Here is a 26,150-nt window from a genome sequence, read left to right on the forward strand (position 1 = left end):
GCTTGCGGAATAATTAATGACGTATTGTGACCAATCGAATTCCTAGAGGATGGGATTACTTTGGCTGAGTTCATTTACCAGATGATCAAGGCGCGCAAGGCGTACGGCGATCGCGTGATCCTTGACGACGTGACGCTGAGCTTCCTGCCCGGCGCGAAGATCGGCGTCGTCGGCCCGAACGGCATGGGCAAGTCGACGCTGCTGAAGATCATGGCCGGTCTGGAGACCGTCTCCAACGGCGAGGCGTACCTCACCCCCGGCTTCACGGTCGGCATCCTGCAGCAGGAGCCGCCGCTCGACGACACCAAGACCGTCGGAGAGAACATCAAGATGGCGTTCGGCGAGATCGCCGAGAAGGTCGCCCGCTTCAACCAGATCGGCGAGGAGATGGCGAACCCCGACGCCGACTTCGACGCGCTGATGGAGGAGATGGGCACGCTGCAGACCGAGATCGACGCGGCCAACGGCTGGGATCTCGACTCGCAGCTCGAGCAGGCGATGGACGCGCTGCAGTGCCCCGACCCGGACACCCCGGTCTCGGTGTGCTCCGGCGGCGAGCGCCGCCGCGTCGCGCTGTGCAAGCTGCTGCTGGAGGCCCCGGACCTGCTGCTGCTCGACGAGCCCACCAACCACCTCGACGCCGAGTCGATCCTGTGGCTGGAGCAGTTCCTGCACCAGTACCAGGGCGCCGTCATCGCCGTCACCCACGACCGCTACTTCATGGACAACGTGGCCGAGTGGATTTGCGAGGTGGACCGCGGCCACCTGTACCCGTACAAGGGCAACTACTCCACGTATCTGGAGACCAAGGCCAAGCGTATGGAGATCCAGGGCGCCAAGGACGCCAAGCTCGCCAAGCGCCTCAAGAGCGAGCTCGAATGGGTGCGTTCCAGCCCCAAGGCCCGCCAGGCCAAGAACAAGGCCCGTCTGGAGCGCTACGACCAGATGGAGCAGGAGGCGCGCAACTCCAAGAAGCTCGACTTCTCCGAGATCCAGATCCCGCCGGGGCCGCGCCTGGGCTCGCAGGTGCTGGAGGCCAAGCACATCCACAAGGCCTTCGGCGACCGCGTGCTCATCGACGACCTGAGCTTCACGCTGCCGCGCAACGGCATCGTCGGCGTGATCGGCCCCAACGGCGTCGGCAAGTCGACCCTGTTCAAGACGATCGTCGGGCTCGAGCCGCTCACCTCGGGCGAGCTGACCGTCGGCGACACCGTCAAGATCAGCTACGTCGACCAGAACCGCGCGGGCCTCGACCCGAAGAAGAACCTGTGGGAGGCGGTCTCCGACGGGCTCGACTTCATCGAGGTCGGCGGCGTCGAGGTGCCGACCCGCGCCTACGTGGCGAGCTTCGGCTTCAAGGGCTCCGACCAGCAGAAGCTCACCGGCGTGCTCTCCGGCGGCGAGCGCAACCGCCTCAACCTGGCGCTGACGCTCAAGCAGGGCGGCAACCTGCTGCTGCTCGACGAGCCCACCAACGACCTCGACGTCGAGACGCTGGAGTCGCTGGAGAACGCGCTCATCGAGTTCCCGGGCTGCGCCGTGGTCATCAGCCACGACCGCTGGTTCCTCGACCGCATCGCCACGCACATCCTCGCGTGGGAGGGCGACGACGAGAACCCGGCCCGCTGGTACTGGTTCGAGGGCAACTTCCAGGCGTACCAGGAGAACAAGGTCGCGCGCCTCGGCGAGGACGCGGCCCGTCCGCACCGCCTGCACCGCAAGCTGACCCGCTGACGTCAGGACCGACCGTCCGGTTCGCGGTCGCATGACAAGGGGTCGGCGGCGTCCGAGATGATTTCGGACGACGCCGACCCCCTTTTTTGAATGTCGATGACCCCTCATGTCGATGACCCCTCATGTCGACGACCCCTCATGCCGACAACCCCTCATGCCGACAACCCCTCATGCCGACAACCCCTCATGCCGACAACCCCTCAGATGTCGCTGACTTTTTTTGGGGGGGTATCAACGACCCTTTTGGACAACGACCTCTTTTTGGGGGCCGATGCCCTCCTTTAGATGTCAACAACCGCTTTTCCATATCCTGCGTCGGGTATTACACAACCGTACGCAACAACTGACGCAAACCACCCACTCCACGTCCGGAATCACACGGCCGCGTGGAATATCGGACGCAAACCGCCCACTCCGCGCCCGGTCTTAAGCAACCGTACGTAATATCTGCCGCAAACACCCACTCCACGTCACGTGTTACGCCGCCGTACGCGTTCCTGACACCAGTCCCCGCTCCGCGCCCGGCCCCACACAACGATGCGTGATTCCCGACGCAAGTCCCCGCTTCATGTCAGGTATCGCACCACCACACATAATCCCCGACATGAATCCCCCCCCCCCTGCGTCCGCTCCTGCGCAACCACATGGAATACCGGACACGACCACTCGCGATACGTCCGGAATTACACGACCACGCGAAACATCGGACACAAAACACCCACTTCGTGTCCGGTACCACACGGACACGGGGAACATATGACACGAACGGGGTGACTGGCAGCAGGTATTACACAACCACGAGCAATACCTGACGCGAACCGTCCACCATACGTCAGGTATTACACAGGCGTGCGGAATATCGGACACAAGTCGGCCCCCTGACGTCCGGTACCACACAAACGTGCGGAACACCGGACACAAGTCGGTCCCCTGACGTCCGGTACTACACAAACATACGGAACACCGAACACAAGTCGGCCCCCTGACGTCCGGTACCACACAAACAGGGGGAATACCGGACACAAGTCGGTCCCCTGACGTCCGGTATTACACGAACATGGGGAATACCGGACACAAGTCGGTCCCCTGACGTCCGGTATTACACGAACATGGGGAACATACGACGCAAATGGGTGATCGGGAACAGGTATTGCACGAACCACGCGCACATTGTGCCTTTGTCAGAGACACGAATGGATGATCGGCAGCAGGTATTACGCGACCGCGAGCAATACGTGACGCGAATCGGCCATCACACGTCGAGTATTACGCGACCACGTGGAACATATGACGCGAACGGGGTGTTTTGCGTCAGACATCACGCGACCACGCGAAACATCTCACGACGACGAGACCGCGAGGAGGGACGCAAAACCGGACACGACACCCGCAACATACCAAGCGGATACGTCAAACGCTCTTAACGTCGCGCCGCTAGACTGCAACCCAGTACAGTGATATGACATGTGCAAGGAAAACGAGGTCGACATGACAAGGAACGACACCCCGGCCGAACGTCTGGTGCATGTGCTCGAGCTGTCCGAGCCGTCGCCGTACCGCAACCACACCTACATCAACGGGGAGGCGATGTACTTCCCGACCGGCCGCGTGTACGGCGGCCAGGTGATCGCCCAGTCGGTGATCGCCGCGTCCAAGACCGTCTCCCCCAGCCGTCTGCCTCATTCGATCCACGGCTACTTCATCACGGCCGGCGACATCCACCAGGACCTGCTGTTCGACGTGGAGTCGTTGCGCGACGGCCGTTCGTTCTCGGCGCGCCGGGTCAACGTCACCCAGGCCGACGGCGCGATCCTGACCGCGATCGCCAGCTTCCAGGAGCAGGGGCAGCACGGCGTCGAGTTCTCCGACCCGATGCCGCAGGACGTGCCCGACCCCGAATCGCTGGCCGGCGCCAAGGAGCTGATGGAGCCGTACGCCGGCAAGTCGCCGTTCGCGGACTACTACGCCCAGCAGTCGCCGTTCGACATCCGCCACGTCACGCGCACCGTGATGCTGGGCGCCGACAAGGACAGCGCCGCGCATGACTCGGGCAGGCAGATGGTGTGGATGCGCGCCGACGGCGCCATCGAGGCGCCGCAGGTCATGCACCGCGCGATGCTGGCGCTCGGCTGCGACCAGATCATGCTGGAGCCGATCCTGCGCCGCGCCGGCCTGAGCCTGCTCACGCCCGGCATCTCCTACGCCTCGCTCGACCATTCGATGTGGTGGTACCGCGACATCGACATCAACGCCTGGCACCTGTACGTGCAGGACACCCCGACCGCCGGCCACGGCCGCGGCCTGGGCACCGCCAAGGTCTACGCGCAGGACGGCACGCTCGTCGCCGCCATCGCGCAGGAGGCGATGATCCGCGTGCCCGAGCGGCGCTAGCGGCAGATACGCGTTCGCAGGCCGCTTGACCGACCGTACCGTACCACCCGCCATACCACCGTTAAACGCATGTTCGCGAGCGGCCCGACCGCCCCGCCGGCGCCGGCGCCGAAAATCAGCGCCGGGCGTCGTCGCGTCGCTTCGCGGCGGCCTGCGGCACCTGCCGCCGGCGGCGCGCCGCCCGCTTGAGCTTGGGGTTCTCGGCGCCCTCCTCTGGCGGCAGCTGGCACAGCCACTCCCCCACGATGCCGACGATCATGTCGGCGACGCACACGGCCGCGGCGATCGCGCATTCGATCACCGCGTCGTGGTAGTACGAGGCCTCGAGATGGCCCAGGCACATCAGGATCTGCCCGCCGTACCATCCCGCGAGCGCCGCGCCGGCGAGGCCGAGCGCCTTGGCGAGCACCAGCGTGTACATCGCGCGCGTCGGGTCGAGCCGCTGCGTGCGCTTGCGCGGGTCGGTGGTCGCGTAGGCGTGCACCTGCAGCGCCATGACCAGCACCACGACCCCGAGCACGACCAGGATCAGGATGACGAACCACGGCGCGCCCAGCAGCGCCATGCCGGTCCGCTCGCCGACGGCCGCCAGCCCCATGCCGGCGAGCACGCCGAGCGCCAGCGCCACCGGATACTGCCACCACGGGGTTCTGCGCGCCTTCATGCCGTGCCTCCGATGATCCAGTTGTCCGACAGCATGCCGACGCGCCCCGCGTCCGGGGCCATCGCCAGCAGGAACGCGACCGGGTCGTTGCCGAGCCGGGCGTCGGGGTCCATGTCCAGCCACGGGGCCAGCACGGCGGCGCGGAAGGACGCCGACGGCCAGGGGACGCGGCAGTCCGGCTCGTCCGAGGTCACGCCGTCGACGTCCACGACGTCGAGATCGACGGCGTCGCCGTGCGCGCGCTCGACGTCCTGCAGCGCGGCGATCAGCCGGCGCGGGGCGAGCCGGGTCTGCGCCTGGATGACCGCGGCCATCGCGTCGGGGCCGTCGAAGTTGCTTACGTGGTACAGCGGCGAGATGCCTTCGACCTGCGTGCCCGGCAGCGCCTCGACGCTCGAGATGGCCGCGCGGAACAGCGATTCGGCGTCGGCGGAGGTGCTGTCCATCGAGATGATGGCCCGGCGAGGCCCCGGCATCCACGCGATGTCGTCCTGGACCGGCCCGTCGGATTCGTCCAGGCTCCCCGGTTCGGCCGAATCGGACGACTCGCCGTCGTCCGGCACGGCCGCCGGACCGCCCGTATCCGCGGCCGCCGCCCGCCCGCCGTCGCACGCATCCAGCAGCGCCTCGTCGGCCTGGCGCACGCGCACCCGCACGTGCGGCGCCAGCGTGGCGAACCGCGGATCGTCGCAATGCACCACCACGTCGACGTGGAAGCGGTCGGCCAATGCCTCCAATGCCTCCCGCGGCACGTCGGCGTCGACGTTCAGCGTCACGTCCGCGCCCAGCACGTCACCGGCCTGCACCGGGATCCGGCGCGCGCCGCCGGACCGTGACGGTTCACCATAGTCCATTCGTCTCACCACTCTTCCGTTGATTCCGCCGCGTATGACGAGGGGCGTGCCGTCTCCGGCATGCCCCTCGTCCAGTCATGGGCCACCGCCCGTCCGCCGTCACTCGCCGGACGCCATGCCCACCGAGCGCTTGAGCGATTCGGGGATCGGCACCGGCGGGACGTCGGAGTCGGGGCGCCGCTCGTCGGACAGCCACACCGGGCGTTCCGGCGCCTTCTTGATGTTGGCGAAGATCGCGGCGACCTCCTTCTCGTTCAGCGTCTGCTTGACGAGCAGCTGGCGCACGAGCTCGTCGAGCACCTCGCGGTTCTCGTTGAGGATCGTCCACGCCTCGGTGTGCGCGTTCTCGATGAGCGCGTGCACCTCCTCGTCGATGATCTCGGCCGTGCGGTCGGAGTACTTGCGCGGCTGCAGACCGTCCATGACGGTGGTCTGGTCGTCCTCGTCGGCCCACTTGATGGCGCCGAGGCGCGAGGAGAAGCCGTATTCGATCACCATCTTGCGGGCGATGTCCGTCGCCTTCTCGATGTCGTTCGACGCGCCGGTGGTCGGGTCGTGGAACACGATCTCCTCGGCGGTGCGCCCGCCCATCGCGTAGGCCATCTGGTCGAGCAGCTGGTTGCGCGACTGCGAGTAGCGGTCCTCGGTCGGCATGACCGCGGTGTAGCCGAGCGCCCGGCCTCGCGGCAGGATCGTGATCTTGGTGACCGGGTCGGTGTGGTGCAGCGCGGCGGCGACGAGCGCGTGGCCGCCCTCGTGGTACGCGGTGTTGCGCAGCTCCTCGAGCGCCATGCCCTTGGACTGGCGCTTCGGGCCGCTCATCACGCGGTCGATGGCCTCGTCGATGGCGCGGTTGTCGATGAGCTGGGCGCCGGCGCGGGCGCACAGCAGCGCGGCCTCGTTGAGCACGTTGGCCAGGTCGGCGCCGGTGAAGCCCGGCGTGCGCACGGCGATCGCGCGCAGGTCGACGTCCGGCACGAACGGCTTGCCCTTGGCGTGGACCTTGAGGATCGCCTCGCGGCCCTCCAGGTCCGGGGCCTCGACGGCCACCTGGCGGTCGAAGCGGCCCGGGCGCAGCAGCGCGGGGTCGAGCACGTCGGGGCGGTTCGTCGCGGCGATGATGATGAGGTTGGTGTCGTTGTCGAAGCCGTCCATCTCGACGAGCAGCTGGTTGAGCGTCTGCTCGCGCTCGTCGTGGCCGCCGCCCATGCCGGAGCCGCGGCGGCGTCCGACGGCGTCGATCTCGTCGATGAAGATGATCGCCGGGGCGTTCTTCTTCGCCTCGTCGAACAGGTCGCGCACGCGGGAGGCGCCGAGGCCGACGAACATCTCGACGAAGTCGGAGCCGGCCATGGAGTAGAACGGCACGCCCGCCTCGCCGGCGATCGCGCGGGCGAGCAGCGTCTTGCCGGTGCCCGGAGGGCCGTACAGCAGCACGCCGCGCGGGATGCGCGCGCCGAGCGCCTTGTACTTGGACGGGTCCTTGAGGAAGTCCTTGATCTCCTCGACCTCCTGCACGGCCGCGTCCTCGCCGGCCACGTCGGCGAACTTGGTCTTCGGGGTCTGGCCCTCGAGCAGCTTGCCGTTGTTCTTCTTGCCGCCCATGCCGAACATGCCGTTGGCGCCGCCCATGCGGCTCATCGCGAACCAGAAGATCGCGATGATGATGACGAACGGCAGGATCGAGCTGATCAGGTAGCTCCAGATGCTGGTCTGCTGCATGCTGGAGGTCCACCCGTCGCTCGGGTCGGCGTCCTCGACGGCCTGCACGACGTCGGCGCCCTGCGCGAACGTGTAGTAGAACTGCACGTCGCGGCCGTAGTTGGTCACGCGCCCGGTGTCGGGGTCGGTCTTCGTGAAGTCGCTGTCCAGCTCCAGCTTGACGAGCTGGCGGTTGTCGATGATGTCGGCGTAGGTGACGCCGCCGTTCGACAGCAGCTGCATGCCGTCCTTGGTGTCGATCGTGCGCGTGCCGGTGCCGGCGAACAGCTGGAACATCACGATGGCCAGCACGACGATCGCGATGCCCCACAGCCACGGCGACTGCCAGAACGACTTGTTGCCGTTGGGGTTCCTGCCCGATCCCCTGCCGTCGCCGGCGTTGCCGTTGTTGTTGAACATGCCGAACGGATTGTTCGGCCAGTTGCCGTTCCCGTTGTCGTTGCCGCCTCCGTTCGACGGCTGCTGCGGCCCCTGGGGGTAGCTCATGCTTGTTCTCCTTGGTACACTGCCGGTTTCAGGACTGCGATCGAATCGAGGTTGCGGAAGCGTTCCGCGTAGTCCAGGCCGAAGCCGACCACGAACTCGTCGGGAATCTCGTACCCCCGGTACTTCACGTCCACATCCACCTCGCGTCTGGACGGCTTCTCCAGCAGGGCGAACACCTCGACCGAGGCGGCGCCGCGACGTTTCAGCTCGTCGACAAGCCATGCCAGCGTGCGTCCGGAATCCACGATATCCTCCACGATCAGAATGTGCCGCCCGCGAACATCGGTCGACAGATCCTGCCGGACCGTCACGGTGCCGCTGCTGGTCGTGCCCGCCCCATAGCTCGACAGGCTCATGAAGTCCATCTGCACCGGGATGCTCAGCGCCTGGGAGAACGCGACCAGCGTGTTCACCGCGCCCTTGAGCACCGCCACCAGCAGCAGGTCGCGACCCCGGTAGTCCTCGCTGACCTGCGCGGCCATTTCCTTGATCTTGCTGTCGATCTGAGCTTTCGTGACCAGCTCGTGATCGATCTCATCCTGAACATCGGCGATTTGCATGCAGTCCATCTTGGCACACGCGAATGACGTGTTTCTTGCGATTGGCTGAATGTCCACTGGGAAGAGACACGGCGCCTTGACCGTGCCACCGGACGATCAGCCGGTCGATCGCCTCGACATGCCGCGACGTGCAGGGAATCCCGGCCCTGCCGAGGGCGTGGGCGACCACCCGCAGCCGGATCGCCTCCGGCTCGCGCTCCAGCACGTCCGCGCGCAGCGTCATCACGACGTCCCCGCATTCTCCGTCGGCGAACGCCACCGCCTCGGCCGTCGCGCGCTCGGCCATCGCGTCGAGCAGCGCCTTGTCCCGCCGCGCCAGCCGCGAGGCCTGCGCCAGGTGCGCCGCCACGCCGCCGCCGGCGAAGCGCTCCAGGAACGGCATCAGGTCGTGCCGCACCCGCGAGCGCAGCGGATAGCCGTCGGGCAGCGGCCCGTCGGCGCCGTCGCCGTTGGTCGGGTCGTCCCACCACCGCAGCCCCAGGTCCCGGCAGATGCCGGTGGTGTCCTCGCGCGACAGCCCGAGCAGCGGGCGCAGGAAGCGCACGCCGTCGCGCTCGAAGGACTCCGGCATGCCCGCCACCGCGTCGACGCCCCCGGAACGCAGCAGCCCCATCAGCACGGTCTCGGCCTGGTCGTCCATCGTGTGCGCGAGCAGCACCGCGGCCGCGCCGCGCGCCCGGGCCTCGCCGGCCAGGGCATCGTAGCGCGCCTCGCGCGCGGCGGCCTCGACCCCCTCGCCCTCGGCGCGCACCGCGACGCGGCGCACGGCCACCGGATTCAGCCCGAGCCCCTCGCAGCGCCGTGCGGCCTGGCTCGCGACGGCCGCCGACCCCTCCTGCAGCCCGTGGTCCACGACGACGACGCCGCACCGCAGGCCCAGCGAGGCGCACACCGTCGCCGCGACGGCGGCCAGCGCCATCGAGTCACGGCCGCCCGAGCAGGCCACCAGCACCAGCGGCGCGTCGGCGTCCGGCTCATGGCTGCCGTGTCGCGCGAACCGCGCGTCCTGCAGCCCCAGGCCGGCGGCCTCAAGGGCGGCGCGCACCGCGCCGACCGCGGATCGCATGCGGGTCGAGTACGCCATCACAGACCGGCCAATCCGGCGATGAACACGTCCACGGCCCGCGCCGCCTCCCAGGCGTTCTCCGGGTCGTTCACGATGATCGCGAAGGCCAGCACGCCGCCGTCGCGCCGCGAGACGTTGCCGGTCATCGCCGTGACCGCGTCCAGGGTGCCGGTCTTGACGCGCAGCAGGCCCGCCGCGTCGTCGTCGGCCAGGCGGCCGGCCGCGGTGCCGGTCAGCCCGGGCACCGACATGCCCTCGAGCATGCCGGCGCCGACGTCGCCGCCCAGCGCCAGCGCCTGGACCTCCACGAGGATGCTCGCGGTGAGCCGCGAGCCCGGCGCCAGCCCCGAGCAGTCCGCCATGCTCAGCGCGGCGGTGTCGACGCCCAGATCATCCAGAGCGGCGGTCACGGCCTGCGTCGCGCCGGCCGGCGAGTTGTCGTGCCCGGTCGCCAGCGCGACCAGCCGGCCGAACTCCTCGGCGAGCGTATTGTCGGAATGCCGCAGCATGAACGCCATGATCTCGCTCAGCTGCGCCGAGCTCACCGTCGCGATCGGCGACATGCCCGCCGGAGTCGCGCCGGCCGCGGGCTCGCCGGCCACCGTGATCCCCCGTTCCGCCAGCCGGGCCGCGAAGGTCGCGGCGGCGTCGGCCGCGGGTTGCGTGGACAGCTCCGGGTACGCCGTGTAGGTGTCGGGGTCGTCCGGCGGGTCGGCCCACCGCCGGCCGCCGTCGACCGCCATCGAGGCGATGCCGGTGTAGTACAGGTTGCCGGGGTTGTTCTCCTCGATGCCCGCCGGGTACCGCGAGTCGCCGAACAGGGAGTCGTCGTACAGCAGCGTCACGGCGGTGATGCCGCGCTGGGCAAGCGCCTCGGCGGTCCGTTCGGCGAGCGTGCCCAGCCCGGCCCGGCCGTTGACATGGTCGGGGTCGCCGTCGCCCGCGCCGAGCAGCATGTCGCCGCCGCCGGAGAGCACCACGGTGGCCGAGCCGTCGGCGTTCTGGACCAGGTAGGTCGAGGTGTCCAGCGTGGAGGCCATGTCCAGCGTCGCGGTCGCGGCCAGCGAGGTCAGGGTCTTGAGCGTGGAGGCCGGCTCGCGCGCGGCGTCGGCGTTGCGCTGCGCGGCCACGGTGCCGTCGGCGTCGGCCACGACCACCGAATAGTCGGCGCCCACGCCGCTGCTGGCGGCGAAGGCGTCGATCAGCGCGTTCGCCTCGTCGGCGTCGACGGGGATCGACAGGTCCGCGTCCGCGACCAGCCCGCCGGACGACAGGGACCGCCCGGCCTTAGGGACCTGCGGCGCGGCCACGCCGCGCACGGTGAGCGGGCCGGGCAGCACGTCGTAGGCGTCGGCGACGACGTACCCCACCCCCAGCGCGATGGTCGCCGCCGCCGACACGGCGACGGTGAGCACGCGATGCGACGCGCGTGCGCGCCTGTGCTGCCCCGCGGTTGCTCGTGCCACGGCCGCTCCCCCTTCGTGTCCTGCCGGTTGCGCCTACTTCTGCAGGGATGCGAACGAATCGAGCGTGCGCACGATCGCCGGCATCCTGGCATCCATCAGCTTACCGCCAAGCCACGAACCGAGCACGAGGAACCCGACGCCGTCGGCCAGCGCCACCGGGATCAGCACCCAGTACAGGTCCCACAGCCCCGCCAGCAGCAGCCCCACGCCGACCAGCGCGGTGGGCAGCATCAGCACCACCGTGCCGAGGATCGGGACGAACGGGAACAGCATCTGCGCCACGGCGCGGCCCTGCGGGGTCGAGAACGGCTTGTCGATCGAGGGCACCGGGTACATCAGCACGCAGGACGTCACCTCGGCCGCGCCCAGGCTGCAGTACGACAGGCCCAGCGACAGCGCGGCGTAGGTCAGGCCGGTGGCGACGCCGCCGGGCGAGGCCCAGTCCCCCGTGATCACGAAGCACGCCACGGCGAGCACCAGCGTGTACAGCGTGATCAGCGTGGCGTACACGCGGGCGCGGCCGATGCGGTCGTCCATGCCGCGCACGCCGCAGATCGCCTGCATCGTCCAGCCGCGACCGTCGTAGGCCAGGCCGTTGGCCTCGGCGAGCGCGACGAACAGCCCGCCCCACAGCAGGCCCTGCCAGACCATGACGCTCATGCCGTGCGACTGGATGGCGAACAGCACCACGAACAGCAGCGGGAAGATGAACATCAGCCCCTGGCGCGGATCGCGCCTGAGGTAGGTGAACACCCGCGCCGACACCGCTCCGGAGATACTGTCCGGCGCCCAGGCGAACGCGCCGACGCCCTTGACGGAAGCGGTCGCGGTCTCGGAGCCGACCGTCAGCCGCTCGCGGCGCAGGCACCATACCGAGATCAGGAAGCACAGCACCCAGGTGACGGCCAGCACCGCGACGCGGCCGGCGAGCATCGCCCAATCGCCCGCGTACGCGTCGAACGGCAGCCGGAAGGCCGCGCCGAACGGCGTCCAGGCCAGCACCGAGGCGGTCGCGGCGAACGGCTCGATGGTCAGCACCTCCACGTCCTGCGTGTTGATCGCCACGCTCGGGACCTGGCACATCACCACGAACGCGACGAGCACGACGCAGTAGAAGGCGTTGCGCCCGCGCGTCGAGCGGACCAGCGTGGTGGCCGCCGAGATGACCATCTTCGAGACGCTGACCATCGTGACGATGGCCAGCGGCGCCGCGACGAAAGCCACGGCCACCGCGCCCGCGCCCATCCAGCGGTACGCGAGGGGCCACAGCAGCAGCGAGAGCAGGCCGCAGATCGCCGGAAGGCCGGACAGGCCGGAGACCAGCAGGCCGGCGTGCAGCTCGCGGTCGGGGATGCCGTAGAGCTCGAACTTGCGCGGACTCATCGTGGCGCCCTCGCCGATCAGCATGAGCTGGACGAGCGCGACGCCCAGCGTGAGGAACGCGCCGACGATGACCACGACGGTCTGCAGCACCAGGCCGTACCCCGGGATGGCCAGCAGGTCTGCGGAGCCGCCGAGGAACCAGGCGAGCGCACCCGTTCCGACGACCACGCCGACGCCCACCAGCAGCGAGATCACGTAGCCGATGGTCTGCCACACGGATTTGCGCAGCGCCGCCCAGGTCAGCGCCCAACGCAGCGCGACGATCGTGCCTATGGTGCGCATCATGCCTCCGAACCGCCGTCGAGCCAGGACAGGTGCGCCGCGGCGTGACGGCCGCCGACCAGCTGCAGGAACCGCTCCTCGAGGTCCTCGCCGGCGGCGACCTGCTCGACCGTGCCGGCCGCGCACACCTGGCCCTTGTTGACCACGGCCACGTGCGTGCACATCTTCTCGACCAGCGCCATCACGTGCGAGGAGATGATCACCGTGCCGCCGGTGCCGGCGTATTCGATCAGGATGTCCTTGAGGTTCGCGCTGGAGACCGGGTCCACCGATTCGAACGGCTCATCCAGCACCAGGATGCGCGGGCTGTGGATCATGGCCGCGGCCAGGCAGATCTTCTTGGTCATGCCGGCCGAGTAGTCCACGACCATCGTGTTCGCCGCGCCCGTCAGGTCGAAGGCCGACAGCAGGTCGTTGGCGCGCCGGACGGTCTCGTCGCGGCGCATGCCGCGCAGCATGCCCGAGTAGACCAGCAGCTGCAGGCCGGTGAGCCGGTCGAAGATCTGGTCGGGCTGGGGCATCACGCCGATGGCGCGCTTGGCGCGGTTGACGTCGCTCCACACGTCCCGGCCGAGGATCATGGCCGTGCCGGCGTCGGGCACCAGCAGTCCGGTGAGCATGTTCAGCGTCGTGGTCTTGCCCGCGCCGTTGGGGCCGACCAGGCCGTAGAACGAGCCGATGGGGATGTCCAGCGACAGGCCGTTGACGGCCACCTTGTCGTCGAAGCGCTTGAACAGGCCGCGGATCGACACCGCGGCGGCGGGATTGGCAGGGACGTCGGGCACGGGCGCCGCGGAAAATTCGGCACCCGGCACGTGATTGTCTAGTGTCATGCTCATAAGCATATACCCCCCCCCGGAACCGAAACCGGAGTGTCGGGAAGGCCGGATCACGCGCCCTTGTGCACGATCGGCTTCCACTCCGCCTTCGAGAAGATGGCCTGGAATGAGATCGGGATGTAGCTGAGCATGTAGATCGGGAAGCTGAGCACGTAGGCGAACAGCTCCTTGTTCGTGGCGCCGATGTTGTCGCGCTCGACGACGATCGTCAGCGCGGCCAGCAGCATCAGCGAGAGCATGCTGGTGATGATCGCCGAGGCCCAGCCGGTGATCGAGCCGAGCTGGCTCGTCCAGGTCACGAAGCCGAACGCGGCGAACAGCAGGCCCAGCACCACACGCACCACGCTGAGCACCATGAACGGGCAGATCAGCAGGGTCAGGTCGACCGCCGAGAAGTCGCGCTCGCGCACCGCGCGGAAGATCAGCTGCGGCCCGTAGTAGCGGAACACCTGCAGGAAGCCCTTGCTCCAGCGCAGGCGCTGGCGCCAGCTCTGCCGGAACGTCACCGGCTGCTCGTCGTACAGGATCGCGGTGCCGCAGTAGCCGATGCGGTCGCCGTGCAGCACCGAGTCCATCGTGAACTCGAGGTCCTCGGTCAGCAGGTGGAACTTCCAGCCCTTGTTGCGGTTCATGATCTCGCGCGAGAACATGAAGCCGGTGCCGCCCACGTGGCAGCTGGTGCCGAGCTTCATGCGCGAGGAGTTCAGGAAGCGCGACTCGCGGATGAACCACAGCGCCGAGCCCGACGAGACCCAGTTGTCGGACAGGTTCACCGAGTTGCGGTAGCTGGTCAGGATGCGGAAGCCGGACTGGAACGCCTTGTTCATCTCCTCGACGTAGTGCCGGTCGAGCCGGTTGTCGGCGTCGAACACGAAGAAGGCGTCGTAGCGCTGCGCCTCGCCGGAGTCGAGCATCCGGTCGAGCAGGTAGGTCAGCGCGTACCCCTTGCCGATCAGCTCCTGGTTGAAGCGCTCGATGACGTGGCAGCCCCGGTCGCGCGCGACCCGGGCGGTGTCGTCGGTGCAGTTGTCGGCGACCAGCCAGATGTCGATCAGTTCGGTCGGGTAGGTCTGCGCGTGCAGCGAGTCGATGAGGTTGCCGATGACGTTCCGCTCGTTGCGTGCCGAGATCAGCACCGCGTAGCGCTTGTCCATCGGGGCGTCGGGGAATCGCACCGGCTTGGCGAACAGGGAGATCAGGATGCACACGCCCTGGTAGATGACCCCGGCGCCGCCGAGGATCACCATCAGCACGTCCAGCACGGTCAGCAGCACCATCAGCGCCACCTGCTTCTCGGGTTGTCGGCCCCGCCGTCCTTTGTCGCGCCGCCGCCGGATGCGGACGGGCGGCGCGTCGCGGCCCCGCCGTCCTTCGGTACGGGGCCGTTCGTCGACGCCGAACCGTCCGTCGACGCGGCGCCGTCCGTACGCTCCCCGTCCGCCGGCCCGCGGCCGCCGGCCGCGCCGCCGTCGGATGCGGACGCGCCGGAGTCGGCAGACGCGGCGTCATCCGCCGCGGCGCCGTCCGGTGCGGTACCGGTCGCGCCGCCGCCGATGAACAGGTCGGCCAGCACGTCGGCGTCGGCCACGCCGGTTCCGGCGAGCCCGGCGCCCCTGCGCGACAGGATGTGCTTCGGGATCGCCACGGTCTGCGAGTCGTCCAGGTCGGCGGCGGTGGGGATCTGGTACAGCTCGCGCAGGCGCTCGATGTCCTCGTCCATCGGCACGCGGGCCGTCGATCCCTTGGCCGCGCGCGGCATGTGGTCGCTCACCGGCTTGATGACGTGCTCGGTGAACGCCTCGGCGCCCTCGACCACCTTCGACTTCTTGACCGGCTTCGGGTCGCTCATCAGCGGGGAGTCCACCAGCTCGTAGCGCTTGGTGTACAGCTTGAACATCGCCTGCAGGCTCGCGGTGATCGGCAGCGCGAGGAACGCGCCCAACGCGCCGAACACGCCGCCCAGGACCAGCACGGCGAGGAACGCGATCGCCGGGTTCAGGTCCATCGTGCGCTGCGAGATCTTCGGCGAGAAGATCAGGTTCTCGATCTGCTGGTAGATGACGATGTACACCAGCACGGCCACCGCGTACGCCAGGCCGTTGTCGCCCCAGGCGAACAGCACCGGCAGCGCGCCACCGATGTAGGTGCCGACCGTCGGGATGAACTGCGAGACGATACCGCAGAACAGCGCCAGCGGCAGCCAGTACTGCACGTGGATCAGATCGAGGAAGATCGCCGTGCAGAACGCGTTGATCGCGGCCAGGATCGTGCGCGAGAACAGGAAGTTCGAGATCTGGTCCTGCACGATCGTCCAGCCGAGCAGGAAGCGGCGTTGCGTCGCCGGGCCCAGCCACTGGCACAGGCTGCGCCTGAGCTTGGGTCCCGCGGCGGACAGGTAGTACGTGACCATCACCACGGTGAGCAGGTCGAGCAGGAACGAGAACAGGCCGACGGTCGTGTTCAGCGCCTGGCCGGCGAAGTCGGTGACCCACGAGGTCTGGATGCTGTTGAAGATCTCCGTGCCGAGGTTCTGGATCTCGGGCAGCCTGAACGTCGTGTAGTGCTCGACGGTGTTCGCGATCTCCTCGTAGACGCCGGGCAGCCCGCGGACCATCGAGATCAGCTGCTGGACGAACATGTTGCCGAACAGGGCCATCAGCGCGATGATCACCGCCGCCAGGCCGACCAGGCTCACCGCGGAGGCCACGCCGCGCCGCCAGCCGTGGCGGACCATCATCAGCACCAGCGGCTCGATCGCCAGCGCCAGGAACAGCGAGATGACCACGTCGAGCACGACGCCGGACACCCCGCTCCACGAACGCCATGCGAAGTACGCGAGGAACACGGCGATGGCGGCGTACAGCAGCGCGCGGCCGTACCACTCGGGAGGCCGGCGAGAATCCCCCTTCGCCGGGAACACCGCGGCCAGATCGATCTTCTGATCTTCCTGTTCGTTCATGGTGCCCTATTGTACGGCGTGGTGCGGGCCAAGCGCCGGGCGCGATCCCCCGAGAACGGGAAAACCGTACGCCCCGGCTGTGGAGCGTACGGTTTTCCTGCGGGAGGCGCCGGACTACATCAGGCTCTTGTAGATCGCGAGGATGTCCTCCTCGGTGGCCTGGCGCGGGTTGCCCGGCGTGCACACGTCGTGGAAGGCGTCGTGGGCGAGCGCCTCCAGGTCGGCCTCGGTGGCGCCCACCTCGGAGATCGTGGTCGGGTTGCCCAGCTCCACGGTCAGCTTGTGGACGGCCTGCACGGCCTCCTCGCGCACGGTCTCCAGGTCGCCGGTGTAGGCGTCCGCGACGCCGAACGCGTCGGCGATGTCGCGGTACTTCTCGCCGGTGTACTCCTTGTTGTACTCCATCACCGGGGCCAGCAGGATGCCGTTGGCCACGCCGTGGGCCACGCCGAGGCGGCCGCCCAGCGGGTGGGCCATGCCGTGCACCAGGCCCAGGCCGACGTTCGAGTAGGCCATGCCGGTGATGTACGAGGCGTACGCCATCTGCTCGCCGGCCTCGACGTCGCCCTCGGCGGACTTGGCGAGGTTCCTGGCGATCATGCGGATCGTCTGCATCGACAGGCAGTCGGACAGGCTCCACGCACCCGGGGTGATGTAGCCCTCGATGGCGTGGGTGAGCGCGTCCAGGCCGGTGGCGACCTTCAGGCCGCGCGGCTGGGTGTCGGTCAGGTCCGGGTCGACGAACGCGACGATCGGGATGTCGTGCGGGTCGACGGCCACGAACTTGCGCTTGTTCGCGGTGTCGGTGATGACGTAGTTGATCGTGGTCTCCGAGGCGGTGCCGGCGGTGGTCGGCACGCCGAAGATCGGGACGGACGGGTTCTTGGTGGCGGCCACGCCCTCCAGCGAGAGCACGTCGGCGAACTCCGGGTTCGCGGTGACGATGCCGATGCCCTTGCAGGTGTCCTGCGGCGAACCGCCGCCCAGGCCGATCAGGAAGTCGGCGCCGGAGTCGGCGAACTTGGCGACGCCGTCCTTGATGCACTCGACCGGCGGGTTCGGCTGGACGTTGTCGAACACCTCGTACGGCATGCCCGCCCCGTCGAGCACGTCGGTGACCTTCTTGACGGTGCCGGTCTCGATCAGCACCGGATCGGTGACGATGAACGCCTTGGTGAAACCGTGGGACTTGGCGACGCCCGGGATCTCCTTGATCGCGCCGCGACCGAAATACGCCGTCTGGTTGAAAATCATCCTATAGACCATGAAAGCCCTCCTTTGAAGCCCGTGTCTATCGCGTACCGTCCAAGCCGCCCGACGCCGGACGGCCGACGTCTTTCATCATAGTGCCGGCGCATGCGATTCGCCGGAAGCGACCTTCCGCGACACTCCGACGATGTTAGCGTTACCGCGCGCCGCGGCGGCGGACCGGGGTCACCATACGCATCGCAAATGACGCAACGTTTCATCATAGAGAAACGCTATTTCAGCGGATGTCCGGCGAACATTGGCGCCCACGTCCGGAAACCCGCATAATACCAGTGCAACCGTCGGCCGACGACGACGTCCGGCGGCCCGCTGCGCCGATGCAGCACGTCGCCCACCCCGCCGCGGGCACCAAGCCCGCCGCCGAAGGAAGCCCACCCACATAAGCGAAGAGAACAGAAGAGAGGAGAACCCACCCATGTTGCAGATCAACATGGCGGACGTCATCGCGGTGCTCAATTCGATCGCGCCCCACCTCATCGCGATCGGCATCGTCCTGGCGCTGGCCGTCATCATCACCGTCGCCGTCAACAGGCGGACCGTCGCGGACACGGCGACCCGCAAGCTCGTGCACGCCGAGTCCTGGCTGGCCGTCATGGTGGCCGCCGTCGCGGCCGTGTCGATGATGCTGTTCGGCCCGCTGGCCACGCTGCTCAACAACGCCTCCACCGAACGTTACATGCTCTCCGGCGAGACCGTCGCCGCCGCGAACGACCTCGCCGAGGAGGTGCAGTCCGAGGGCATCACGCTGCTGAAGAACGACGACGGCAACCTGCCGCTGCAGAACACCAAGGTCAACGTGTTCGGCTGGGCCTCGACCAACCCGGTCTACGGCGGCACCGGCTCCGGCTCGATGAACGCCACGTACCCGACCGTCTCCGTCCTGCAGGGCATGGCCAACGCCGGGCTGGAGACCAACGAGGAGCTCAGCGAGTTCTACACCGACTACCGCGCCGACCGCCCGGTCGTCGGGTTCTGGGATCCGGACTGGACGCTGCCCGAGCCGCCGGCCAGCAGCTACGGCGAGGAGCTGATGGGCAACGCGCGCGACTTCTCCGACCAGGCCGTCATCGTGATCACCCGCGTCGGCGGCGAGATGGCCGACCTGCCGACCGACATGACCGCCGACGGCGTCATCTACACCGACAACTCCACCGAATACGCCGACTTCGCCGAAGGCGAGCACATCCTGCAGCTGTCGCAGTCCGAGCGCGACATGGTCGACCTGGTGACCTCGAACTTCGAGAACGTGACCTTCGTGTACAACGGCGCCAACGCCTTCGAGCTCGGGTTCGTCGACGACTACCCGCAGATCAAGTCCGTGATCTGGTGCCCGCCCGCCGGCCAGACCGGCTTCACCGCGCTCGGCGAGATCCTCGCCGGCACCGTGAATCCCTCCGGCAAGACCTCGGACACCTTCGTGTACGACCTGACCGCCACCCCGACCTGGAACAACTTCGGCGACTTCCACTACGACAACATGGACGACTACGCCGTCGACTACCTGGACTTCCGCGGCGTCGAGACGCACAACACACCGACGTTCGTGAACTACGTGGAGGGCATCTACGTCGGCTACCGCTACTACGAGACCGCCGCGGACGAGGGCGCGATCGACTATGAGTCGACCGTGCAGTACCCGTTCGGCTACGGCCTGTCCTACACCACGTTCTCGCAGGAGATGGGCGACGTGACGTATTCCGATGGCACGGTGTCGTTCGACGTGACCGTGACCAACACGGGCGACGTGGCGGGCAAGGACGTCGTCGAGGTGTACTACAACCCGCCCTACGTCAACGGCGGCATCGAGAAGGCCAGCGCGAACCTGGTCGCGTTCGACAAGACCGACGAGCTGGAGCCGGGCGAGTCGCAGACCGTGTCGATCTCGTTCGACGATGACGACATGGCCTCCTACGACGAGAACGACGCCCAGGCGTGGGTCCTCGAGGCCGGCGACTACGGCATCTCCATCCGCTCCGACTCGCACAATGTGCTCGACGAGGCCACCGTGACCGTGCCCGAGACCATCACCTACGACTCGGAGGACAACACCCACAACGGCGACCAGACCGTCGCCACCAACCAGTTCGGGTACGCCGAGGGCGACGTGACCTACCTGTCGCGCGCCGACCATTTCGCGAACTACGACGAGGCCACCGCCGCCCCGGCCACGTACTCGATGTCGGAGGAGTCCATGGCGATGTTCCTCAACAACGACAACTACGATCCGACCGAGTACGACGACCCTGACGACGCGATGCCGACCACCGGCGCCGACAACGGCGTCCGCCTGGCCGACCTGCGCGGCGCCGACTACGACGACCCGCAGTGGGACCAGCTGCTCGACCAGCTGACCTTCGACGAGATGGACAACCTGATCGCCAACGGCGGCTACGGCAACGCGGCGATCGACTCGATCGGCAAGATCGCGCTGGTCGACCTCGACGGCCCGGCCGCGCTGAACAACAACTTCACCGGCGTCGGCTCGATCGGCTTCCCGGCGTCCGTGGCGTTCGCCTGCACGTGGAACGTCGACCTGGCCACCGAATTCGGCGACATGATGGGCCGCATGGCGCGCGAGCTCAACGCCACCGGCTGGTACGCCCCGTCGATCAACAACCACCGCTCGGCGTTCGCCGGCCGCAACTTCGAGTACTTCTCCGAGGATCCGACGCTCGCCGGCGTGATGGCCTCGGGCGAGGTCGCCGGGGCGCAGGCCCAGGGCGTGTACGCGTTCGTCAAGCACTTCGCGCTCAACGACCAGGAGGCCAACCGCCAGAGCATGCTGTGCACCTGGGCGACCGAGCAGTCGATCCGCGAGATCTACATGAAGCCGTTCGAGATCACCGTCAAGGACGGCGGCACCACGGCGATCATGAGCGCCTACAACTACATCGGCCCGGTGTACGCGGGCGCCTCCGCGAACCTGCTGACCACGGTGCTGCGCGACGAATGGGGCTACCAGGGCGTGGTCATCTCCGACTACTTCCTCGGCCAGGGCTACCAGAACGCCGACCAGATGGTGCGCGCCGGCAACGACTTCATGCTGGCCACCACCGACATCACCAACCACATCACCGACGAGTCGGCCACCTCGGTGATCGCGATGCGGCAGGCGACCAAGAACCTGCTGTACACCGCGGTGAACAGCTGGGCGTACGAGAACGGCGAGCCCGAATCGGCCACCCCGATCTGGCAGACCATCACGTACGTGGTGATCGGCGTGGCGGCGGTGCTGTTCGTCGGGCTCGAGGTGCTGGCCGTCAAGCGGTACCTGAGCCGCCGGGCCGCGGCCCGCAACGCCGACGCGCGCGGCTGATCGACATGTCCTTGTGGTTTCGGCCGGCGGCCCATGCCGGGCCGTTGCCGAATCCACAAGGTTCCTCCTCCCCACCAGAGGGCCGGTCCGCCCAGACCGGCCCTCGATTCGTTGTTCGCGCCGTTCGGCCGGCCGCCTATCTGCCTGTCCGTCTGTCGGTTCGCGCCCGCCCGTTCGTTGTCTATCCGCCTGCCCATCTGTCTTGTCTGTCCGCCCGCCTCCAGCTGTCCACCCGGCCGACGGCCCATTTGCACATCCGTTCGCTGGCCCACTCATCCGACTGTCCGCGCACGCAGCCCCTCGTCCCCAGCCCGGCGCCCACTGGCGTCGGTTTTGGTTGATAAACAACGAGGCGACTGCGTTTTACCCGACGCTGGGCAATCCTCAATGTCGGTTCGGCAGCAGCCATATCGCCCCAAGCGCTACGGAACCGACTATGACATGATTCGCGCCGGACCATCCGGCGAGCGGATCCCGTGCTACGGAACCGACACCCGGCCGAAGCACCATCATCGGCCTATCGGCCCAATCATCCCGTCTTCGCCCGCGCCGCACTCCCACCGGTACGACCCATCACACATTGTGCATGTCGGCCTCGGCCGCGTCGAGCCGTCCGCCTTCCTGGAGGATACGACCCACCACACATTGTGCGCGCTGGCGGCATGCCTGCCGCACGGATAAACTCACGCTCGACCCTTAGCCCGACATGTGGGCCGGCATACAGCTGCCCGCGTCCGGCGTCAACGCCTGCGAGAACGGGTTCGGCATCAGAAAGGGATGGACCGGACGGTCATGACACACCTGACACGCCCGGATAAGACCCACGTTTCGACCCTTAACCCTATAACCCCAGACCAATCTGTACCCCTCCGTGCCCAACTCCCATTGGGGTGACCCTGCGCACATTGTGCGCCCACCGGCGGCATGCCCACCGCGCGGATACGAGCGACCCCCGGTCCGTCTTGTGCCACCACGACGACACGCCCCAAAGCACAGATACGCAAAACCCTTGCAAACACTGATGTTTACAAGGGTTTCAGATGGTACCCCCAGAGAGAGTCGAACTCTCGTTGTCAGATTGAAAGTCTGGTGTCCTAACCGTTAGACGATGGGGGCAACAAATACAAAAGTATAAGCGCGGTCCATATGCCATGCAACCCGGCGTGTCGGCCAGATACCGGGGCGACACGCCGCATGCGTCGACTCTCGCCCGACATGCCCCATACGGCACGCCACGGCGGCCCGCAGGACGAAAAGACGGAAACGGTCCAAACGGTCACGGGCGCGGACCACACGGCCCGCGCCACGTTCCGGAAATCCGGAGCCGACCGCCTACACGGCGCGGTAGGTGAAATCGTGGATCACGCGCCCGGCCTCAAGCCCCTTGCGCTCGAAGTTCGTCAGCACGCGGCCGCCGAACCGCTCGGACTCGCGGAACTCGGCATGTGGCAGCCCGGCCGCCAGGTCCGCGTTGCCCTTGCCCACATGCTCGACCGGCAGGCTGACGGTCAGCCGGCCGGCGTTCTCGAAGCCGTCGCGACCGTCCATGACCTCGTGCACATGCAGCGCGTAGTCCTCGATATCGGTGGCGATGCGCCACACGCCGCCGTCGACCAACGCCCGGCGGATGTCGGCGGCGAGCGCCGGCTGCACGATGCGCCGCTTGTGGTGCTTCATCTTCGGCCACGGGTCGGGGAAGAACGTCCACACCTCGGCGGCCACGCCCGGGCGCGCCGCCTTGAACAGCTCGGGCGCGTTCACCTGGGCGATGCGGATGTTGGACAGCCCCTGCTTGCCGGCGAGCAGCATCGTGTGGGCGACGCCGGGATCGTACACCTCCAGCGCCAGGTAGTTCACGTCCGGATGCCCGGCCGCCGCGGCCACGACGTTCTCGCCCTGGCCGGTGCCGATCTCGACGATCAGCGGGTTGTCATTGCCCCACGCCGACCGCACGTAGTCGCGGTCGAACACCATGTCGTCGCGCACGGCCAGCGACCCCTCGCGCACGTTGATATCAAGCAGGTACTCCCCCGCATAGCGGTCCCACGCGCGCTGCAGGCGGGCATCGAGGTGCCCCGACCGGCGCACGAACGACAGCACCGGGCGCCCCCACAACGCCGGGCGCCCGGCGGCTCCGTCGGCACCCCCGTCGATCCCGTCAGCCGAGCCCGCCGCGTCGCCTTCAGACACCGCGCCATCCGTCCGCGCCGCGACGCCTCCCGCCGCCGCGCCCGGCCCCGACGACGCCCGCACCCCCGGAGCCGACGCCCCGCCGGCCTCCGACGTCACGTCCGCAGCCGGCGCCACGCCCGGCATATCCTGCAACTGCTCACCATCATCATGCATAGCCTTATTTATACAGGGACACGTTGGAAAAGGAAACGCACGGACCGCACCAGATTTGTGCGTTCATGTTTACATGCTATACTGAAATTGTTCAAAAGATAACAAACCGGAGCAAAAGTGAACATCAGGTGACCGCGTTCACCGCCGCGTCACCCATGTCGCCCGACTCCACCAACGAAAGGCCACAGCATGACAGTTCTCGTCACCGGCGGGTGCGGCTACATCGGCGCCCACGTCGTCCACGCACTCCACCAGGCCGGCCAGCAGGTCGTCGTCGTCGACGACCTGAGCTACGGCAAGCCCACACGCATCGAAGGCTCCCGCCTGTACGGCATGGACGTCTCGGCCCCGGGCGCCGGCGAGCGCCTCGCCGAGATCATGGAGGCCGAGCAGGTGGACGCCGTCATCCACTTCGCGGCCCGCAAGCAGGTCGGCGAGTCCGTCGAGAAGCCGCTGTGGTACTACCAGCAGAACATCAACGGCATGCTCAACGTGCTCATCGGCATGCGCGACGCCGGCGTCAAGAAGCTCGTCTTCTCCTCCTCCGCCGCCACCTACGGCGTCCCGCCGGTCGACGTGGTGCCCGAGGACGTCGTCCCGATGCTGCCGATCAACCCCTACGGCCAGACCAAGCTGTTCGGCGAGTGGATGGCCCGCGCCTGCGAGATGACCTACGGCATCCGCTTCTGCGGCCTGCGCTACTTCAACGTCGCCGGCTGCGGCCCGGTCGAGCTCGAGGACCCGGCCATCCTCAACCTCATCCCGATGCTGTTCAACCGCCTCAAGCAGGGCAAGGCGCCGGCGATCTTCGGCGACGACTACCCGACCCCGGACGGCACCTGCGTGCGCGACTACATCCACGTCTCCGACCTGGCCGACGCCCACGTGGCCGCCCTCGACTACTTGGACCGCGACGAGCGCAAGTACGACGTGTTCAACGTCGGCACCGGCGAGGGCACCTCGGTGCGCCAGATCGTCGACGAGGTCAAGAAGGTGACCGGCCTGCCGTTCCACGAGACCGTGATGCCGCGCCGCGCCGGCGACCCGCCGCACCTGATCGGCTCCCCGAAGCGCATCAACGAGGAGATGGGCTGGCACGCCAAGTACGACGTCGAGGACATCGTGAAGTCCGCCTGGGACGCCTGGCAGGCCAACCCGGAGCACCACATCGACGTCGAGACCTGGAAGCAGACCGACTGAGCCTCCGACCGACCCACCGCCCGGCGGGCGCGCAGACGTCGCGCCCGCCGGCGCGCATCCCGCCCGCGGAACCGGAAGATTCCCGGGACGCCCCGCCAAAGCACCCGACGCCGCCGGCGGTCCGCCCATGCGCCCACCCCCGCGACCAAACCGAACGATAACACGCAGCGGGTAGACTTGTCGCATGACAGATTCCAACCCATACCCCCAGCAGCCCGACACCGCCCCCGCCGGCGGCGCGCCGCAATACCAGCAGCAGCCGTCCGCCCCGCAGGACCAGGCGGCCCAGACCGCGCCGGCGTACGGATACGCCGCGCCGGACGGCGCATACGACCAGCAGACCGCGCAGGCGCAGCAGCCCGCCTATCAGCCGCCCTACCAGTCCCAGCAGACCCCCTACGGGGCGCAGCAGCCCCATCAGCCCTACCAGCAGCAGTACGGCGCGCCGTACGTCCAGCAGCCGGCATATTACGAACCCGCCCCGGAAAGCCGCTGGAACGTGATGTGCATCGTGGGCTTCATCCTTGCGTTCGTCATTCCCCCGGCGGGCCTCATCCTGTCGATCATCGCCCTGGTCCAGATCAACAAGTCGCACGAGAAGAGCCGCGGGCTGTCCATCGCCGGCATCGTCGTCGGCGCCGTGACCACGGTGCTGATGGTGGTCAGCGTCGTGTTCTTCGTCTGGGCGCTCGGATTCTTCGTCGATCACGCCGACTATTGGTACGACCGGAGCAACGACCGCGGCCACGGCGAATACTCGTACGAGGACGACCAGATCTGCTTCGACGACGGCACCTGCATCGACCCGTACGACTTCGACCTCGATGACGACACCTCCGGAATCGACGGGTGGGTTCCCGATTCCTGGCACACCGCGACCGGCGATGTGCCCGTGGCCATCGAATTCGTCGACTGACACGACGCCGCGACACGCCGGTCGGCATGTTTTTTGCGCGCCGATCGGCGTTCCGGCCCTCCCAACGGCGACATCGCCAAAAATCAAAAACCGCGGAATTTCAACGCAACACGCCGAGAGTTGCACTCAAGGTCGATCCGAGTAATATATCTACTCGGCTCCTGAAACAACAGGAAGCCACGGCCCCGTAGCTCAGTTGGTTAGAGCGCCGCCCTGTCACGGCGGAGGTCGCCGGTTCAAGTCCGGTCGGGGTCGCGAATGGTTAAAACCCGGTTTCTGCCGGGTTTTTTCAACTGTTCATGGCTCTGTAGCTCAGTTGGTAGAGCGAACGACTGAAAATCGTTAGGTCAGCGGATCGATGCCGCTCGGAGCCACCACCGCCCCGCCTCGTGCGGGGTTTTTCTTTTTCCGCTTCCTGCCGTTCACTCCGCCGCAGGCTCCTCCTCGGCATCTCGTTTCCGACGCATGCGAACGCACGGCGCCACCGCCGCGTTCCACGATCCGGGATCCGGTCAGTCGCCGGTGTTTTGGGGGTTAAGAGGTCAAGGGCCGAAACGTCGGGGTTATCCGGCTCTTCCGGTTTTCGTGTGTGTCGGGTTCATGGTTGTGAGATTCGTTCCCGTATGGTTTGTCTGAATCCTCCGGCGTGCAGGAGGCTTCTGGTGATGTAGTTGCCGAGGTTGGTGAAGCCGAG

At 67.7% G+C, this 26,150-nt stretch carries 16 protein-coding genes, 3 tRNA genes and 1 pseudogene; 7 read left to right on the forward strand and 13 right to left on the reverse strand.

The window, feature by feature from the left end; translation table 11 throughout:
• Nucleotides 1-60: 60 nt before the first annotated feature.
• Together ettA and KIH73_RS08580 are read left to right on the forward strand one after the other, a co-directional pair.
• The gene (gene ettA / locus KIH73_RS08575; protein WP_219082539.1) at nt 61-1,737 is read left to right on the forward strand and encodes an energy-dependent translational throttle protein EttA; all 1,677 of its coding nucleotides are present in this window, start codon (nt 61-63) and stop codon (nt 1,735-1,737) included.
• A gap of 1,488 nt (nt 1,738-3,225) precedes the next feature.
• Complete coding sequence (locus KIH73_RS08580; protein ID WP_219082577.1) at nt 3,226-4,128, forward strand: acyl-CoA thioesterase; 903 nt, start codon at nt 3,226-3,228, stop codon at nt 4,126-4,128.
• A 115-nt stretch (nt 4,129-4,243) separates the two neighbouring features.
• Here KIH73_RS08580 and KIH73_RS08585 read toward each other — a convergent pair whose 3' ends face one another.
• The 11 genes and pseudogenes from KIH73_RS08585 to fucO all read right to left on the reverse strand — a co-directional run bounded on the left by KIH73_RS08585 (nt 4,244) and on the right by fucO (nt 17,675).
• The gene (locus KIH73_RS08585) at nt 4,244-4,792 is read right to left on the reverse strand and encodes a DUF3180 family protein (protein WP_219082543.1); all 549 of its coding nucleotides are present in this window, start codon (nt 4,790-4,792) and stop codon (nt 4,244-4,246) included.
• Nucleotides 4,789-5,265: pseudogene (locus KIH73_RS10975) on the reverse strand (2-amino-4-hydroxy-6-hydroxymethyldihydropteridine diphosphokinase); the annotation flags it as partial. The pseudogene KIH73_RS10975 and the gene KIH73_RS08585, both read right to left, overlap by 4 nt.
• A gap of 480 nt (nt 5,266-5,745) precedes the next feature.
• Nucleotides 5,746-7,854, reverse strand: a complete 2,109-nt coding sequence (gene ftsH, locus KIH73_RS08595) for an ATP-dependent zinc metalloprotease FtsH (RefSeq protein WP_219082549.1) — start codon at nt 7,852-7,854, stop codon at nt 5,746-5,748.
• On the reverse strand, nt 7,851-8,414 hold the full coding sequence (gene hpt / locus KIH73_RS08600; RefSeq protein WP_219082579.1) for a hypoxanthine phosphoribosyltransferase: 564 nt from the start codon (nt 8,412-8,414) through the stop codon (nt 7,851-7,853). Before hpt ends, ftsH begins: the two co-directional genes overlap by 4 nt.
• A complete protein-coding gene (tilS, locus tag KIH73_RS08605) occupies nt 8,389-9,498 on the reverse strand; it encodes a tRNA lysidine(34) synthetase TilS (protein ID WP_219082552.1) in 1,110 nt (369 codons plus the stop codon). The genes hpt and tilS overlap by 26 nt, the downstream gene beginning before the upstream one ends.
• A complete protein-coding gene (locus KIH73_RS08610) occupies nt 9,498-10,946 on the reverse strand; it encodes a D-alanyl-D-alanine carboxypeptidase (protein ID WP_219082555.1) in 1,449 nt (482 codons plus the stop codon). The genes tilS and KIH73_RS08610 overlap by 1 nt, the downstream gene beginning before the upstream one ends.
• A 33-nt stretch (nt 10,947-10,979) precedes the next feature.
• Entirely contained in the window at nt 10,980-12,614 is a 1,635-nt protein-coding gene (locus KIH73_RS08615; RefSeq protein ID WP_219082558.1) for an ABC transporter permease, read from the reverse strand.
• Entirely contained in the window at nt 12,611-13,444 is an 834-nt protein-coding gene (locus KIH73_RS08620) for an ABC transporter ATP-binding protein (protein ID WP_219082560.1), read from the reverse strand. Before KIH73_RS08620 ends, KIH73_RS08615 begins: the two co-directional genes overlap by 4 nt.
• A gap of 56 nt (nt 13,445-13,500) precedes the next feature.
• Entirely contained in the window at nt 13,501-14,727 is a 1,227-nt protein-coding gene (locus KIH73_RS08625; protein ID WP_219082562.1) for a glycosyltransferase family 2 protein, read from the reverse strand.
• On the reverse strand, nt 14,727-16,409 hold the full coding sequence (locus KIH73_RS08630) for an AI-2E family transporter (RefSeq protein ID WP_219082564.1): 1,683 nt from the start codon (nt 16,407-16,409) through the stop codon (nt 14,727-14,729). Before KIH73_RS08630 ends, KIH73_RS08625 begins: the two co-directional genes overlap by 1 nt.
• A gap of 114 nt (nt 16,410-16,523) precedes the next feature.
• Nucleotides 16,524-17,675, reverse strand: coding sequence for a lactaldehyde reductase (gene fucO, locus KIH73_RS08635; RefSeq protein WP_219082567.1), 1,152 nt, complete (start codon nt 17,673-17,675; stop codon nt 16,524-16,526).
• Between the two features lie 418 nt (nt 17,676-18,093).
• On the opposite strand from fucO, the gene KIH73_RS08640 reads away from it, so the two are divergent.
• Nucleotides 18,094-20,994: a glycoside hydrolase family 3 N-terminal domain-containing protein gene (locus KIH73_RS08640; protein ID WP_219082569.1), complete on the forward strand. Its 2,901-nt coding sequence runs from the start codon at nt 18,094-18,096 to the stop codon at nt 20,992-20,994.
• 1,041 nt (nt 20,995-22,035) lie between these two features.
• Here the strand turns inward: KIH73_RS08640 and KIH73_RS08645 are convergent.
• Nucleotides 22,036-22,110 (reverse strand) — tRNA-Glu (locus KIH73_RS08645).
• Nucleotides 22,111-22,326: 216 nt separating this feature from the next.
• Nucleotides 22,327-23,340 carry a tRNA (guanosine(46)-N7)-methyltransferase TrmB gene (gene trmB / locus KIH73_RS08650; RefSeq protein ID WP_236022682.1) on the reverse strand — a complete coding sequence of 338 codons (1,014 nt, stop codon included), beginning with the start codon at nt 23,338-23,340 and terminating at the stop codon, nt 22,327-22,329.
• Nucleotides 23,341-23,529: 189 nt separating this feature from the next.
• Between trmB and galE the strand changes: the two genes are divergently transcribed.
• The 4 genes from galE to KIH73_RS08670 all read left to right on the forward strand — a co-directional run bounded on the left by galE (nt 23,530) and on the right by KIH73_RS08670 (nt 25,833).
• On the forward strand, nt 23,530-24,540 hold the full coding sequence (gene galE, locus KIH73_RS08655; RefSeq protein ID WP_219082571.1) for a UDP-glucose 4-epimerase GalE: 1,011 nt from the start codon (nt 23,530-23,532) through the stop codon (nt 24,538-24,540).
• Between the two features lie 184 nt (nt 24,541-24,724).
• Entirely contained in the window at nt 24,725-25,456 is a 732-nt protein-coding gene (locus KIH73_RS08660) for a DUF4190 domain-containing protein (protein ID WP_219082573.1), read from the forward strand.
• A 181-nt stretch (nt 25,457-25,637) separates the two neighbouring features.
• Nucleotides 25,638-25,711, forward strand: a tRNA-Asp gene (locus KIH73_RS08665).
• A gap of 46 nt (nt 25,712-25,757) precedes the next feature.
• Nucleotides 25,758-25,833 (forward strand) — tRNA-Phe (locus KIH73_RS08670).
• Nucleotides 25,834-26,150 lie beyond the last annotated feature (317 nt).

The sequence above is a fragment of the Bifidobacterium phasiani genome, assembly GCF_019331775.1.
GTDB classification, from domain to species: domain Bacteria; phylum Actinomycetota; class Actinomycetes; order Actinomycetales; family Bifidobacteriaceae; genus Bifidobacterium; species Bifidobacterium phasiani.